We start from the raw sequence: 14,034 nt of genomic DNA on the forward strand, positions 1-14,034 counted from the left end.
TTGGGCCGGTATGTGCTGCGGCGGCTGCTGCAGATGGTGCCGGTGTTCCTCGGCACCACCTTCGGCATCTACCTGCTGGTGTGGGCGCTTCCCGGTGATCCGTTCGCCGGGAAGTGCGGGGAACGGGACTGCCCGGACGCCTTCGTCGCGGCGATGAACGAGAAGTACAACCTGGACGACACGATCTTCGTGCAGTACGGGAAGTACCTGTGGAACCTGCTTCGCGGCGACTTCGGCGAGACGTTCTCCGGGGTGCCGGTGAGCGAGCTGATCGCCAACTCCTACCCGGTGACGCTGCGGCTGGCACTGGTGGCGCTGGCGATCGAGGCGCTGATCGGGGTCACCGCGGGGGTGGTCACCGGCCTGCGGCGGCGGGGTTTCCTGGACAGCCTGGTGCTGGTGTCCACGCTGTTCCTGATCTCCATCCCGGTTTTTGTCACCGGGTACGTGCTGCAACTGCTGCTCGGGCTGGAGTGGGGGATCATCAATCCCACGGTCTCGTCGAAGGCGGGCTTCGGTGAGCTGATCGTGCCGGGGTTCGTGCTGGCCAGCCTGTCCATGGCGTACGTGGCCCGGCTGACCAGGGCGAGCATCGCCGAGACACGCCGCGCGGACTACGTGCGCACCGCGGTGGCGAAGGGTCTGCCGCAGTCGCGGGTGGTCGGCGTGCACATGCTGCGCAACGCGGCGCTGCCGGTGATCACCTTTCTCGGCACCGATCTCGGCGCGTTCATGGGCGGCGCGATCGTCACCGAGGGCATTTTCAACATTCCCGGCATCGGCGGGCTGATCTTCAAGTCCATCCAGTCGAAGGAGGGCGCCACGGTGACCGGGCTGGTGGTCCTGCTGGTGCTGGTCTACCTGGTGATGAACCTGCTCGTCGACCTGCTCTACGGCGTGCTCGACCCGAGGATCCGCTATGACTGACCCGGCGACCGCGGCCACCGGGGTCTCGTCCCGGCCCCGCGGCCTCTTCAGCGACGCGTGGCGCGAACTGCGGCGGCGGCCGATGTTCTGGATCTCCTCGTCGATCATCCTGCTGATCGTGGTGATGGCGTTGTTCCCGTCGCTGTTCACCTCGGCCGACCCGAACCTCGGCGATCTCGCGCGGCAGCGGCAGCCACCTTCGTCGGCGGCCTGGTTCGGTTACGACAACCAGGGTTACGACATCTACGCGCGGGTGATCCACGGCGCGCGGGCATCCATTGTGGTCGGTGTGCTGGCCACGCTGGGCGTGGTGCTGCTCGGCGGGGTGTTCGGCATCCTGGCCGGGTACTACGGCGGCTGGCTGGACACGGTGATCTCGCGGATCGCCGACGTGTTCTTCGGCCTGCCGTTCGTGCTCGGCGCGATCGTCATCCTGACCACGCTGAACGCCGCCGGGGACGCCGGTCCGGTGCGGATCGTGGTGCAGGTGGTGCTGTCGATCGCGTTGCTGTCGTGGCCGGTCTCGCTGCGGATCATGCGCTCGGCGGCGATCACCGCGAAGCAGCAGGACTACGTGAAAGCCGCGCGGGCGCTGGGCGCGAGCGGTACGCGGATCATCTTCCGCCACCTGCTGCCGAACTGCCTGGCGCCGGTGCTGGTCTACGCGACCATCGCGCTCGGCGCGTTCATCGGCGTGGAGGCGACGCTGTCCTATCTCGGCATCGGGCTGCGGCCGCCGGTGGTCTCGTGGGGCGTGATGATCAACGACGCGCGGACCTACGTGCGCGCCGCACCGCACCTGCTGCTGTTCCCGGCCGGTTTCCTGGTCGCCACCGTGCTGGCCTTCGTCATGCTCGGCGACGCGGTCCGCGAAGCACTCGACCCGCGGGCCCGGTGATCCACAATGGACAGACTGCTGGAGATCGACGACCTGCGCGTGGAGTTCCGCACGTCCGAAGGGGTGGCGAGCGTGCTCAACGGCGTGAGTTACCACGTGGACGCGGGGGAGACCCTGGCCGTGCTCGGCGAATCGGGGTCGGGCAAGAGCGTGACCGCGCAGGCGGTGCTGGGAATTCTCGACATGCCGCCCGCGGTGATCACCGGCGGCTCGATCCGGTTCCGCGGCGAGGACCTGCTCGGGGTTGGTGCCCGTCGTCGCCGTGAGGTGCGCGGTGGCGGCATCGCGATGATCTTCCAGGACGCGCTTTCGGCGTTGAACCCGGTGTTCACCGTGGGGTTCCAGATCGAGGAGCAGCTGCGGTTGCGCAAGGGCATGAGCCGGCGGGCGGCGCGGGCGCGGGCGGTCGAGCTGCTGGACCTGGTGCACATCCCGAACGCGGCTTCGCGGGTGCGGGAGTATCCGCACCAGTTCTCGGGCGGGATGCGGCAGCGGGCGATGATCGCGATGGCGCTGGCGCTGGACCCGGAACTGCTGATCGCGGACGAGCCGACGACCGCGCTGGACGTGACCGTGCAGGCGCAGATCATGGACCTGCTGGCGGAGATCCAGGCGGAGCGGCGGATGGGCCTGGTGTTGATCACGCACGATCTGGGGGTTGTCGCCGAAGTGGCCGATCGGATCGCCGTCATGTACGCCGGTAGGATTGTTGAACAATCCGACGTGCATACTTTGTTCCGATCCCCCGCGCACCCCTATACGGCGGCGCTGATGAACTCGCTGCCCCGCCTGGACCTGAAGGGGCAGAGCCTGGAAACGATCAAGGGCCTGCCGCCGAGCCTGCTGGACATCCCGGCGGGCTGCCCCTTCCACCCGCGTTGCAAACGGGCGGAGCACATCTGCTCCACCGACCTGCCCCCCGTCCTGGAACCGGAGGCGGGCCGGTACAGCGCCTGCCACTTCGCCCCCGAGGTGATGCGAGGTGAGTGAGCCGATTCTCCGGGTCTCCGGCCTGGTCAAGTACTTCCCGGTCCGCACCGGCGTCGTGTTCAAGCGGACGGTCGGGCACGTCAAGGCCGTCGACGGGGTGTCCTTCGACCTCGCGCCCGGCGAGACGCTCGGCATCGTGGGCGAGTCCGGCTGCGGCAAGTCGACGCTGGCCCAGGTCCTTTTGAGACTCGAAGAGCCGACCGCGGGCCAGGCCTTATTCGAGGGCCGCGACATCTTCGCCATGCGGGGCACCGAACTCCGCCGGCTCCGCCGCAACATCCAGATCGTGCTCCAGGACCCGTACACCTCGCTCAACCCGCGCATGACCGTCGGCGACATCGTCGGCGAGCCGTTCGAGATCCATCCCGAGGTGGCCCCCAAGGCCGACCGGGCCGCCAAGGTGCGCGAGCTGCTGGAAGTCGTCGGCCTCAACCCCGAGCACCTCAACCGCTACCCCCACCAGTTCTCCGGCGGCCAGCGCCAGCGCATCGGCATCGCCCGCGCGCTCGCCCTGCGCCCCAAGGTCATCATCTGCGACGAACCCGTTTCGGCACTCGACGTGTCCATCCAGGCACAGGTGATGAACCTCCTCGAGGATCTGCGCGCCGAATTCGGACTGTCCTATGTGTTCATCGCGCACGACCTCTCCGTGGTCCGCCACCTCTCCACCAGGGTCGCGGTCATGTACCTCGGCCGCATCGTGGAGATCGGCACCGAGGACGACATCTACAACCGACCGTCCCACCCGTACACCCAGGCGCTGTTGTCCGCCGTTCCGGTAGCCGACCCGTCACTGCGCGGTCACCGTCAGATCATCCGGCTGGAAGGCGATGTGCCCAGCCCGGTGGACCCGCCGTCCGGCTGTCCATTCCGGACGCGTTGCTGGAAGGCCCAGGACGTCTGCGCGGCCGAGGTGCCCGCGCTCGAACCACGAGCGGGCGGTCATTCCAGCGCCTGCCATTTCGCCGAAGAACGGCACGTCGTTCCCTAGGAAGCACGCCTTCTAACTTTCGTCGGTGTTCGAATTCCGGCGCACGCCGTAGATTCCGCCTATTCCAGGCGTAGGAGGAATTCAGCGTGAAGAGAAGCAAGTTGCTGTTCGCGGTGCTCGCCGTGCCGCTGGCCGGTGGGGTGCTGGCCGCGCCCGTGGTCTCCGCGCAGCCGGACCTGTCCGGCGCCGCGACCGAGTTCACCGTGCTGGCCGCCCCGGGGCAGGGCGTCGCCGAGGCCGAGCGGGCGGTCCGTGACGCGGGCGGCACCGTGGTGAAGTCCAACGCCGCCATCGGCCTGGTCACCGCGAGCGCGCCGGCGAACGGCTTCAGCGAGCGGGTTTCCGCCGACCGCGCGGTCTACGGCGCGGCCAAGGCGCAGGCCATCGGCCACGCCCCGGTGCGCGACACCGCGCCCAAGGCGGACGTGGTGGAGAAGGAGTCGCAGCGGACCCCAGCCGCCAAGAAGGGCAAGCCGAACGCTCCCGCCCCGGTCGGCACCGACCCGCTGGACGAGCAGCTGTGGGGCCTCAAGTCGGTCCGCTCCGACCTGGCGCGCACCGTCCAGCCCGGCGACAAGCGGGTGAAGGTCGGCGTGCTCGACACCGGTGTCGACGGCACCCACCCGGACATCGCGCCGAACTTCGACGCGGCGCTCTCGCGCAACTTCGTCCGCGACATCCCGGCCGACGAGGCCGGCAACGAGGTCGACGGCCCGTGCGAGTTCCGCGGCTGCGTGGACCCGGTCAACCACGACGACGGCGGGCACGGCACCCACGTGGCGGGCACCATCGGCGCCGCGGCCAACGGGTTCGGCCTCTCCGGCGTCGCGCCGAACGTGAGCATCGTGAACGTGCGCGCCGGGCAGGACTCGGGCAGCTTCTTCCTGCAGCCGGTGGTCGACGCGATCACCTACGCCGGTGACGCGCGGCTCGACGTGGTCAACATGAGCTTCTTCGTGGACCCGTGGCTGTACAACTGCCAGGCCAACCCGGCCGACTCGCCGGAGCGCCAGCGCGAGCAGCGCACCATCACCGAAGCGGTCAACCGCGCGCTGGACTACGCGCACGGCAAGGGCGTGACGCAGGTGGTTTCGCTCGGCAACCAGCACAGCGACCTCGGTGCGCCGCAGCCGGACACGGTCAGCCCGAACTTCCCGGTGGACATCAACTACAAGCGCGACATCGACAACGCGTCCTGCGTGACGCTGCCGGTCGAGGGCAACCACACCATCGGCGTCTCCGCGTTCGGCCCGTCGCAGGCGAAGGCGGACTACTCGAACTACGGCGTCGAGCAGATCTCGGTGTCCGCGCCGGGTGGCTTCTACCGCGACTACTTCGGCACCCCGTGGTTCTCCACCGTGGAGAACCAGATCCTGTCGACCTACCCGCGCAACGTCGGCGTCGCCGAGGGCATGATCGACGCGGACGGCAACCTGACCCCGGACGGCGTCAAGGCCGGGGTGCAGAAGGCGAACGCGGCGGACGGCCGGGTCGGCTACTACCAGTGGCTCCAGGGCACGTCGATGGCCTCGCCGCACGCCACCGGTGTTGCCGCGCTGATCGTTTCCCAGTACGGCAAGCCCGGCCGGGGCGGCTTCGGCATGGACCCCGATTCGGTGCAGCGCGTGCTCGAGGGCACCGCGGCGAAGATCGCCTGCCCGGTGCCGCGGACCGTGGACTACCTCGACGAGGGCCGCGACGCGAGCTACACCGCCACCTGCACCGGTGACACGGCGTTCAACGGCTTCTACGGCCACGGCGCGGTCGATGCCTACACCGCGGTGACCCGCGGCAAGGAACACCTTCGCGGGTAAGTGATTTCCCAGGAGTCGTGGGTGTCGGGGAAACCCTGGCACCCACGACTTTTGTCCGGTTGTGGGGTAGAACTGTCACACACCGCGTCCAGAATGGGAGTCCCGATGACCACCAGCGATGCCGCCCGCCTCGGTGACTCGATCGACAAGGTCTCCGTCGGCCGGGTCTACGACTACCTGCTCGGCGGCAGCCACAACTACGCGGCCGACCGCGCCTTCGCCGACGAGCAGATGAAGGCGCTGCCCGACATCAAGCGCTTCGCCAGGTCCAACCGGGCCTTCCTCGGCCGCGCGGTGCGGTACGCGGTGGACTCGGGCATCCGGCAGTTCGTCGACATCGGTTCCGGCCTGCCCACCCAGGGCAACGTGCACGAGGTCGCCGAGGAGGCGGCGCCGGGCGAGTGCCGGGTCGTCTACATCGACAACGAGCCGATCGCCCGCGCGCACGCGGAGATCCTGCTCGAACGCACCGCCGACCCCGAGCGCCACCGCGCCATCGACGCCGACTTCTTCGACGGGCGGCAGTTGTGGCGCCGGGTGCAGAAGACCGGCCTGATCGACGAGACCCAGCCGGTGGCGCTGCTGCTGGTGGCACTGCTGCACTTCATGCCGGACGACACCAAGCCGCACGAGACGCTGCGTTACTACCTCGACCGCCTGCCGACGGGCAGCATGGTCGCGATCTCGCACATCCACGTGGACCCGAAGGACCTGGCGACGATCGCCGCGGGGGACAAGGTCGCGGCGGCCTACCGCAAGCAGACCAACAACCCGGCCGTCCCGCGGCCGAGGCCGGACATCGAGGCCTTCTTCGCCGGTCTCGAACTCGCCGACCCCGGCCTCGTCTGGCTGCCGCAGTGGCAGCCGGACGGGGACGAGCTGTTCGCCGACCAGCCCGAGAAGTCCCGCGGTCTCGCGGGCGTGGGCTGGAAAAAGAACTAATCGTTGTTCGGCACGGCCGATCGGATGAATGCCGCCAGGTCGGCCGCCTGCCGCACGCGTGAAGGTTCGTGCACGTACATCATGTGCCCGGCCGGGTAGTAGGCCCGGTCGATGTTGCCGTGCAGTTCCTCGGGGATCTCCAGGTGCGCGAGCACGTTCTCCGAGCCGTAGTACGGGGTCGCGCCGTCGTAGTGGCCGAAGGCGACGTGCACCTTCAGATGCGGGTTGGCCCGCATCGCCGCGCTCAGTGAGCGCACCGCGGAAACCGCGCGGCCCTCGAAATCGCTGTAGGACCACTGCTGGAACACGTTCATCGAAAGGATCTCGTACGGCAGATCGCTTTCGTAGCCCAGTTCGGCGCGCACGTAGTGGTTGAACGCGGCGGAGTAGGCGCCGATGATCCGGGAGATCGAGGCGTCGTCGCTCATCTGCTCGCGGCCGCCGTCCGGCTCCCAGGTGGTGAACCGGCCGTCCATCCGGCCGACGGTCAGCCCGCGTTCGCGCAGCAGCTCGGTGAAGAAGCGCACGTGCTCGATCCGGAGGTTGACCCGGTCCACATAGGACTCGCTCAGCCCGGTCAGCCGGGCCAGCTCGCGCACCGCGGCCGCGCGCTCGTCGGCGGTCAGCCGGGCTCCGCGCTGCAGTGCCCACGGCAGGTCGCGGGCGGCGAACGCCTCGGCCTCGGCGAGCACCTCGTCGAGCGGGCGGTCGCCGTGGAAACCGTGGTAGTGCGCGATCGCCGCGTAGGTGGGCAGGAAGCTGGTGTAGGCCTGCTCGTTGCCCTCGGTGAACCGGATCGAGCCCATGTCCAGCACGGACGAGATGAGCAGCAGCCCGTTCAGGTACATGCTGTGGCGTTCCTGCAGGTGCGCGGCCAGCGCCGCGGCGCGCAGCGTGCCGTAGGACTCGCCGGCCAGGAACTTCGGCGAGAGCCAGCGCCCGTTGCGCGAGGTCCACAGCCGGATGATCTCGCCGACCGACTCCACGTCGGGGGTGAAACCGAGGTAGTCCTTGGGTTTCTCCCCGGTCACCGCGCGCGAGTACCCGGTGGAGACCGGGTCGATGAACACCAGGTCGCTGTGCTCCAGCAGGGTTTCGGGGTTGTCCACCAGGCCGTACGGCGGCGGGGCGGGGGAGTCGACGTCCCCGGAGACCACCCGGCGCGGCCCCAGCACCCCCATGTGCAGCCAGACGCTCGAGGAACCGGGCCCGCCGTTGAACGCGAAGGTCACCGGGCGCGTCGCCGGATCGGTGTCGTCGAGCGTGTAGGCGGTGAGGAAGACCTCGGCCTTGGCCAGGTGCCCGTCGAACTTGCCGTCGGTGAGCACCTCCTTCTTCAGCACGATCCGCCCGGTCTGGGCGGTGTAGGCCAGTTTCGTCCCGGCTGAGCCCGTCAGCGTGTGCGTGGTGGTGACCAGGTCGTCGCTGGGCTCGGGCGGCTTGGTTTCCTCATCGGTTTTATCTGTTTCCGGCATGCTCCGAATCTAGATCACAATGGCGGGATGACCCTGGCCGAGATGGACGCCGAGCTGATCGACTGCCGGGCGTGCCCGCGGTTGGTGGCCTGGCGCGAGCAGGTGGCCGAGACCAAGCGCGCGGCCTTCGCCCACGAGACGTACTGGGGCCGCCCGGTGCCCGGGTTCGGGCCCGCCGACGCGTCGCTGGGCATCGTCGGACTGGCGCCGGCCGCGCACGGCGCGAACCGGACGGGCCGCATGTTCACCGGCGACCGTTCCGGTGAGGTGCTCTACCGGGCGATGTACGACGTCGGCCTGGCCACGAAGCCGGAGGCACACCACATCGGCGACGGGCTGGAGCTGATCGGCACGCGCATCACGTCGCCGGTGCACTGCGCGCCGCCCGCGAACAAGCCGACCCCGGCCGAGCGCGACACCTGCGGGCGGTGGCTGGCCAGGGAGCTGGAACTGCTGCGCCCCACGCTGCGGGCGATCGTGGTGCTCGGCGGTTTCGGCTGGCAGGCGCTGATGCCGGTGCTGGCCGCGGCCGGGTGGCAGGTGCCGCGACCCCGCCCGAAGTTCGGCCACGGCGTGCGGGTCGTCCTCGACGGGCCCACGGAGCTGCAGCTGTTCGGTTGCTTCCACGTGTCGCAGCAGAACACCTTCACCGGCCGCCTCACTCCGGCGATGGTGCGCGAGGTGCTGACCAGGGCCAAGACCGCGGCGGGCATCCCATGAGGCCGCCGACGCGCCGGAGGCGGCAGCTGACCCGTAGTCGTTCCGTAAAGTAAGCTGTTCCACGTGGTACGGAACAGCGGAAAAAGTGGAACAACCGAGGTGGAGCTGCTCTCGGCAGCTGCACAAGCGGTGCGGTCCGCCTTGCCTGTCTCCTGGTCGATCACCGAAGATCTCGAGCTGGCGATCAAGGGCGCGAGCCTTGGTCCTCCGGACGCGCTGCTCACCATCGTCGCCCCCGACGGCCGGAGCGCCGCGCTGGTGATCGAATCCAGGAGCACGGTCTCGCCGAGGGACGTCGCTTCGGTGGCGGCCCAGCTGGACGCATACCGGGACAAGGCCGAACGCGAAGGCCGGGTGATCGGGGGAGCGATGGTCGCCGCCCCGTTCGTGTCTCCGACCACCAGGGCCCAGCTCGAACAGCGCGGCTTGGGGTGGTTCGACTCCACCGGAAACCTGCGGCTCAGGCTGGACGAACCCGCGGTCTTCCTGGATCGCGCGGGCGCTGATCGCAGCGGGTTCCGCGATCCGGCCGACCGATTGCTCAAGTCCCTCCGCGGCCCCGCCGCGGCGAAGGTCGTGCTCGAGTTGTGCGAGACGTCGTTGCCCGTCGGGGTGCGTGAGCTGGCCGAGCGTGCCCAGGTCGGTCTCGGGACGAGCGCGCGGGTCCTCGAACTGCTCGATCGGGAAACCGCCGTCGAGCGCGGTGAAGACGGCGCCGTCACTTCGGTGCGAAAACGAGTGCTGGTCGATCGCTGGACCCAGGACTACAGGGTCACGGCGTCGAACGAAGTCATCGCGACGCTGGACCCGCGAGGGCTCGACCACGCGCTGAAGGCACTGCCGTCGGTCGGTTCTCGTGTTGTCGTGACGGGATCGGCGGCGACGCGCGCTTACCTGCCGAAGGGCACGACACCGGTGTCGCCGCTCGTTTCGCTGAGCCTCTACGCGGAGGACCCGATCGGCCTGATCGGCGGGCTGGGGCTGAGGAAGGTCGAGCGCGGGATGAACGTGCTGGTGATGCGGCCTTACGACGTGGTCGTTCTGGCCAGGTCCCGGACCGTCGACGGGGTCCGCTACGCCGCTCCCGGTCAGGTGGTGGCCGACCTGCTGACCGGTCCGGGCAGGTCCGGCGAAGAAGCCGAGCAGCTGATGACGGCGCTCGAGTCGAGAGAACAAGGTTGGGAACGATGATTCCGCGGGAGTACGTCGAGGCGCGGTCCGTGCTGCTCGACGCGCTGGACGGGCTGGGGCCGCTTCGCGACGGGGTGGTGCTGGTGGGAGCGCAGGCGGTCTACCTGCGGTCCGGCGACGCCGATTTCATCACCGCGCCGACCACGACCGACGCGGATCTGGCGGTAGTGCCCGGGTTGCTGGTGGACGAGCCCGTGATCGTCGACGCGATGCGGGCGGCGGGTTTTGTCCCGGGGAGCCAACCCGGGATCTGGCTGGGACGCGGGCAGATCGCGGTCGACCTGATGGCCCCCGAAGCGCTCAGCGGTCCGGGCGGCAAACGGTCCGCTCGCCTGCCGCCGCCCCACGATGCCAGGGAGACGGCGCGCAAGACGTACGGCCTCGAGCCGTCCGTTGTGGACAACGACGTCCAGGTGATCGGCGGATTGGCCGAAACCGACACCCGTTCCTTTGCGATCAAGGTGGCTGGTTCGGCCGCGTTGGTGGTGTCGAAGATCGTCAAGATCGCGGAACGGCGGAATCAGCCGAACCGGCTCAAGGCCAAAGACGGTCTCGACGTGCTCCGGCTGCTTCGTGCGGTGGAGACGGCCGAGTTGGCGCGGACTTTACGCGAACTCGCGGCGCACCCCATCTCGAGTGCGGTGGTGACGCGAGCGCTGGCCGATCTGCGCGAACTCGCGGTGGGGCCCGATGATCTGCTGCCAGGTCTTGCCGCTGCGGCGGAAACCGGCTTCGGTGACCTCGACGAGATCAAGATGTCGATGGTCGTGTTGGTCGAAGACCTCCTGACCGAGTTCGACACGGCAGGCATCCCATGAGGCCGCCGGAGGAAGTCGTCGGGCGGCGTGTGCGGTTGACGCGGTGGTCTTCGGCGGATGCCGACGAGTTGCAGCGGGTGGTCGAGGAAGCGCAGGAGTACCTGAAGCCGTGGCTGTTCTGGGCCTACGGCGAGTACCGCGCGGCCGACTTCCTCCACCTGTCCGACGAGCAGTGGGAAGCGGGCAAGGCCTATCCCTACGCCCTGCGCACCGAGGGGCGGATCGTCGGCGCGGTCGGGCTGGAGCGGCGCATCGGCCCCGGCGGCATCGAGATCGGCTACTGGCTGCACCCGTCCTGGGCCGGGCGCGGGCTGATGACCGAGGCCGTCGCGGCGCTGCTGCCGGTCGCGTTCGCGTTGCCCGACGTCGACCGGATCCAGATCTGGCACGACGCGGCCAACGAAGCCAGCGCGGGCGTGCCCCGCCGGCTGGGCTTCACCGAGGTCGCGCGGCACCACCCGCCCAGGGAGGAACCGCGGCCCGGCATGGCGGGCACCGACGTGGTCTGGGAGCTGGGTGAGTTCGCTCACCCGATCGCGGAGAGTGATTGATCTGCCCGAAAACACCCGGTACGGGTTTATTCTGGTCTTACTCGATCTACGCTCCGTGTTCGCTCGATTACCGCGTGCCTCGACCTGCTGAATCGTTCAATCTTCGGTGGCGACGCTGGTCACAGCAGCGCGGGGTACACGAGCGGGGGCCCCGGATGGGTGCGACCATGGACGCATGGCAGCGAAGTCGGAACCGGCACGGATCCTCGTCCTCGGCGGCGGATATGTCGGTCTGTACACGGCGTTCGGGCTCCAGAAGATGCTGCGGGCCAACGAAGCGTCCGTCACCGTTGTGGACCCCCAGCCGCACATGACGTACCAGCCCTTCCTCCCGGAGGCGGCGGCCGGTGCGATCGAGCCGCGGCACGTGGTGGTCCCGTTGCGGCGCGTGCTCAAGCGGTGTCACGTGCTGACCGCGCGCGTCACCAAGATCGAGCACGAACGCAAGTCCGTCACCGTCGAGGCGGCCGACGGCCACATCGAGCAGCTGTCCTACGACGTGCTGGTGGTCGCACTGGGCGCGGTGGCGCGCATCCTGCCCATTCCCGGCCTCGCCGAGGAGGGCATCGCCTTCAAGACCATCGGCGAGGCGATCTACCTCCGCAACCACGTGCTGACCAAGCTCGACCAGGCGGCCAGCACGCTCGACCCCGAGCTGCGCAAGCGACTGCTGACCTTCACCGTGGTCGGTGGCGGCTTCGCGGGCATCGAAGCGCTCGCCGAGCTCGAGGACATGACCCGCTTCGCGACCAGGTACTACGAGAACATCGAGCCGTCGGACATCCGGTGGGTGCTGGTCGAGGCCGCGGGCCGGATCCTGCCCGAGGTCCGCGAGACGCTCGGTGTGTGGACAGTGGAGCAGCTGGAGAAGCGCGGCATCGAGGTCTACCTCTCGACCGCGGCGAAGTCGTTCGAGAACGGGCACGTGGTGCTCTCGGACGGCACCGAGTTCGACAGCGACACGATCATCTGGACCGCCGGTGTGAAGGCCAACCCGGTGCTGGCCGACTCCGACCTGCCGCTGGACAAGCGCGGCCGGCTCGAAGCGACCGCGGCGCTGCAGGTGGTCGGGCATCCCGACGTGTGGACCGCGGGGGACAACGCCGCGGTGCCGGACCTCGCGCGCACCGAGGACGACCCGTCGGCCACCTGCCCGCCGAACGCCCAGCACGCGGTGCGGCAGGCGCGGTTGATGGCGAAGAACATCATCAAGGTGCTGCGTGGTGGCCAGCCGAAGGACTACTACCACAAGAACCTCGGCGCGGTCGCCGGTCTGGGCCTGCACAAGGGCGTGGCCGACGCGCTGAACCTGAAGATCAAGGGCTTCCCGGCGTGGGTGTTCCACCGCGCGTACCACGTCAAGGCGATGCCCACGTGGAACCGGAAGATCCGGATCTTCTTCGACTGGGTCTTCGGCGGCCTGCTGCGACGCGAGGTCGTGTCGCTCGGGCAGATCAACAACCCGAAGGACGAGTTCACCAGGGCCACCAAGTCCTGACCTGAGCTGCGGGAGCCAGGCCCGGCCGCCCCAGGCGCTGTCCGGCGAGTCACGCTCGCGGTCTTCGCGCCCAGGCGGCCCCTGGCGACACGGGCGGATCGGCCGAGTACGCCCAGTACGAGGCCGAGCCGCCCGCACCGCCAGGAACCACCTGGATCACGAAGCCCATCGACCAGACTCGCCGGACAGCGCCTAGGCTGGGTCCTGCCCCCGTAGCCCAATCGGCAGAGGCAGTCGACTTAAAATCGACCCAGTGCGGGTTCGAACCCCGTCGGGGGCACTTCACGGCTGGTTGACCCCGGCCGGCCGCGGTGGGAAGAATGCGCCCCATGGTGGGTTTTCGCTGTTTTGCCGCCGCTGTTCTCGGGGTGGCGTTCCTGGGCGTCGGGGTGCTGCTGGTGACCCAGGGCGCGAGCGGGTCCTACCGCTGGGGCGGTGAGGCCGCCATCTCCGCCGGGGTCGCCTGCCTGGCGGTCATGGTGATCGGCTTGCCGGGGCGTGCGCGGCCGGTCAGGCACTCCACCCTCGAACTCCCCAAGATCGATTAGGGCACCACGAGGCCCGCTTCGTAGGCGAAGATGGTCATCTGCACGCGGTTCCCGGCGTTGATCTTCGCGAAGATGCGGGTGATGTGGGTTTTCACCGTCGCCTCGCTCAGGTGCAGTTCGGCGGCGATGGCCGAGTTCGGCTTGCCCTGGGCGACCGCGGTGACGATCTCGCGTTCCCGCTCGGTCAGCGTGCTCAACCCGCTCATCGCGCGGTGACGCCGCGGGTTCGACCGCGCCGAGACGAAGTGCCCGATCAGTTTCTTGGTGGCACGCGGGGAAAGCATCGCCTCCCCGGCGCCGACCACGCGCACCGCGTCGATGATCTCCTGCGGCGAGCACTCCTTCAGCAGGAACCCGCTCGCCCCCGCGCCGAGCGCGTCGAACACGTACTGGTCCAGGTCGAAGGTGGTCAGCACGAGCACCTTCGGCGGCCGGGCGAGCGCGGTCACCGCGGCGGTCGCGGCCAGCCCGTCCATGCGGCGCATCCGGATGTCCATCAACACCACGTCCGGCGCGTGCGCGGTCACCTTCGCCACCGCCTCGTCCCCGTCCCCGGCCTCGCCGACCACGGTGATGTCCCCGGTGCTGCCCAGAATCATGGACAGCCCGGTCCGGACCATCGCGTCGTCATCCACGAGCAGCACACGAAGGGGGCGCTGGGTCACCCGATC

General features: G+C 69.2%; 14 protein-coding genes and 1 tRNA gene. 13 read left to right on the forward strand and 2 right to left on the reverse strand.

The features are described from left to right. The 6 genes from YIM_RS04835 (at position 1) to YIM_RS04860 (ending at position 6,562) form a co-directional block, all read left to right on the forward strand. Positions 1–927 (forward strand): ABC transporter permease, encoded by a 927-nt coding sequence (locus tag YIM_RS04835; protein WP_153029178.1) that lies wholly within the window; start codon positions 1–3, stop codon positions 925–927. Beyond that, on the forward strand, positions 920–1,825 hold the full coding sequence (locus tag YIM_RS04840; protein ID WP_153029179.1) for an ABC transporter permease: 906 nt from the start codon (positions 920–922) through the stop codon (positions 1,823–1,825). Before YIM_RS04835 ends, YIM_RS04840 begins: the two co-directional genes overlap by 8 nt. Before the next feature lie 6 nt (positions 1,826–1,831). Next, positions 1,832–2,815, forward strand: a complete 984-nt coding sequence (locus tag YIM_RS04845; protein WP_153029180.1) for an ABC transporter ATP-binding protein — start codon at positions 1,832–1,834, stop codon at positions 2,813–2,815. Further along, the gene (locus YIM_RS04850; RefSeq protein ID WP_153029181.1) at positions 2,808–3,806 is read left to right on the forward strand and encodes an ABC transporter ATP-binding protein; all 999 of its coding nucleotides are present in this window, start codon (positions 2,808–2,810) and stop codon (positions 3,804–3,806) included. The genes YIM_RS04845 and YIM_RS04850 overlap by 8 nt, the downstream gene beginning before the upstream one ends. Before the next feature lie 86 nt (positions 3,807–3,892). Beyond that, positions 3,893–5,620 carry a S8 family serine peptidase gene (locus tag YIM_RS04855; protein ID WP_153029182.1) on the forward strand — a complete coding sequence of 576 codons (1,728 nt, stop codon included), beginning with the start codon at positions 3,893–3,895 and terminating at the stop codon, positions 5,618–5,620. 105 nt (positions 5,621–5,725) lie between these two features. Next, on the forward strand, positions 5,726–6,562 hold the full coding sequence (locus YIM_RS04860; protein ID WP_153029183.1) for an SAM-dependent methyltransferase: 837 nt from the start codon (positions 5,726–5,728) through the stop codon (positions 6,560–6,562). Here the strand turns inward: YIM_RS04860 and YIM_RS04865 are convergent. Next, the gene (locus YIM_RS04865; protein ID WP_153029184.1) at positions 6,559–8,037 is read right to left on the reverse strand and encodes a S10 family peptidase; all 1,479 of its coding nucleotides are present in this window, start codon (positions 8,035–8,037) and stop codon (positions 6,559–6,561) included. The genes YIM_RS04860 and YIM_RS04865 overlap by 4 nt on opposite strands. Before the next feature lie 27 nt (positions 8,038–8,064). Here YIM_RS04865 and YIM_RS04870 point away from each other — a divergent pair, with 27 nt between their 5' ends. The 7 genes from YIM_RS04870 (at position 8,065) to YIM_RS04900 (ending at position 13,363) form a co-directional block, all read left to right on the forward strand. Beyond that, positions 8,065–8,757, forward strand: a complete 693-nt coding sequence (locus YIM_RS04870; protein ID WP_153029185.1) for a uracil-DNA glycosylase — start codon at positions 8,065–8,067, stop codon at positions 8,755–8,757. Positions 8,758–8,898: 141 nt separating this feature from the next. Then, positions 8,899–9,948 carry a hypothetical protein gene (locus YIM_RS04875; protein WP_153029186.1) on the forward strand — a complete coding sequence of 350 codons (1,050 nt, stop codon included), beginning with the start codon at positions 8,899–8,901 and terminating at the stop codon, positions 9,946–9,948. Between the two features lie 29 nt (positions 9,949–9,977). Next, the gene (locus YIM_RS04880; RefSeq protein ID WP_153029187.1) at positions 9,978–10,766 is read left to right on the forward strand and encodes a hypothetical protein; all 789 of its coding nucleotides are present in this window, start codon (positions 9,978–9,980) and stop codon (positions 10,764–10,766) included. Beyond that, entirely contained in the window at positions 10,763–11,317 is a 555-nt protein-coding gene (locus tag YIM_RS04885; RefSeq protein ID WP_153029188.1) for a GNAT family N-acetyltransferase, read from the forward strand. The genes YIM_RS04880 and YIM_RS04885 overlap by 4 nt, the downstream gene beginning before the upstream one ends. Before the next feature lie 175 nt (positions 11,318–11,492). Continuing rightward, complete coding sequence (locus tag YIM_RS04890; RefSeq protein WP_153029189.1) at positions 11,493–12,815, forward strand: NAD(P)/FAD-dependent oxidoreductase; 1,323 nt, start codon at positions 11,493–11,495, stop codon at positions 12,813–12,815. A gap of 206 nt (positions 12,816–13,021) precedes the next feature. Continuing rightward, positions 13,022–13,095 (forward strand) — tRNA-Leu (locus YIM_RS04895). Positions 13,096–13,135: 40 nt separating this feature from the next. Then, a complete protein-coding gene (locus YIM_RS04900) occupies positions 13,136–13,363 on the forward strand; it encodes a hypothetical protein (protein WP_153029190.1) in 228 nt (75 codons plus the stop codon). On the opposite strand, the gene YIM_RS04905 is transcribed toward YIM_RS04900, so the two are convergent. Next, positions 13,360–14,007 carry a response regulator transcription factor gene (locus YIM_RS04905; protein WP_153036796.1) on the reverse strand — a complete coding sequence of 216 codons (648 nt, stop codon included), beginning with the start codon at positions 14,005–14,007 and terminating at the stop codon, positions 13,360–13,362. The two genes, YIM_RS04900 and YIM_RS04905, sit on opposite strands and share 4 nt — an antisense overlap. Between the last annotated feature and the right edge of the window lie 27 nt (positions 14,008–14,034).

The organism is Amycolatopsis sp. YIM 10 (genome assembly GCF_009429145.1).
Classification (GTDB): Bacteria; Actinomycetota; Actinomycetes; order Mycobacteriales; family Pseudonocardiaceae; genus Amycolatopsis.

What these genes read in the sequence shown, in the direction of transcription:
- YIM_RS04840 (WP_153029179.1), top strand. Translation starts at nt 920, where the DNA reads ATGACTGACCCGGCGACCGCGGCCACCGGGGTCTCGTCCCGGCCCCGC.
- YIM_RS04845 (WP_153029180.1), top strand. Translation starts at nt 1,832, where the DNA reads ATGGACAGACTGCTGGAGATCGACGACCTGCGCGTGGAGTTCCGCACG.
- YIM_RS04860 (WP_153029183.1), top strand. Translation starts at nt 5,726, where the DNA reads ATGACCACCAGCGATGCCGCCCGCCTCGGTGACTCGATCGACAAGGTC.
- YIM_RS04865 (WP_153029184.1), bottom strand. Translation starts at nt 8,037, where the DNA reads ATGCCGGAAACAGATAAAACCGATGAGGAAACCAAGCCGCCCGAGCCC.
- YIM_RS04870 (WP_153029185.1), top strand. Translation starts at nt 8,065, where the DNA reads ATGACCCTGGCCGAGATGGACGCCGAGCTGATCGACTGCCGGGCGTGC.
- YIM_RS04885 (WP_153029188.1), top strand. Translation starts at nt 10,763, where the DNA reads ATGAGGCCGCCGGAGGAAGTCGTCGGGCGGCGTGTGCGGTTGACGCGG.
- YIM_RS04890 (WP_153029189.1), top strand. Translation starts at nt 11,493, where the DNA reads ATGGCAGCGAAGTCGGAACCGGCACGGATCCTCGTCCTCGGCGGCGGA.
- YIM_RS04900 (WP_153029190.1), top strand. Translation starts at nt 13,136, where the DNA reads ATGCGCCCCATGGTGGGTTTTCGCTGTTTTGCCGCCGCTGTTCTCGGG.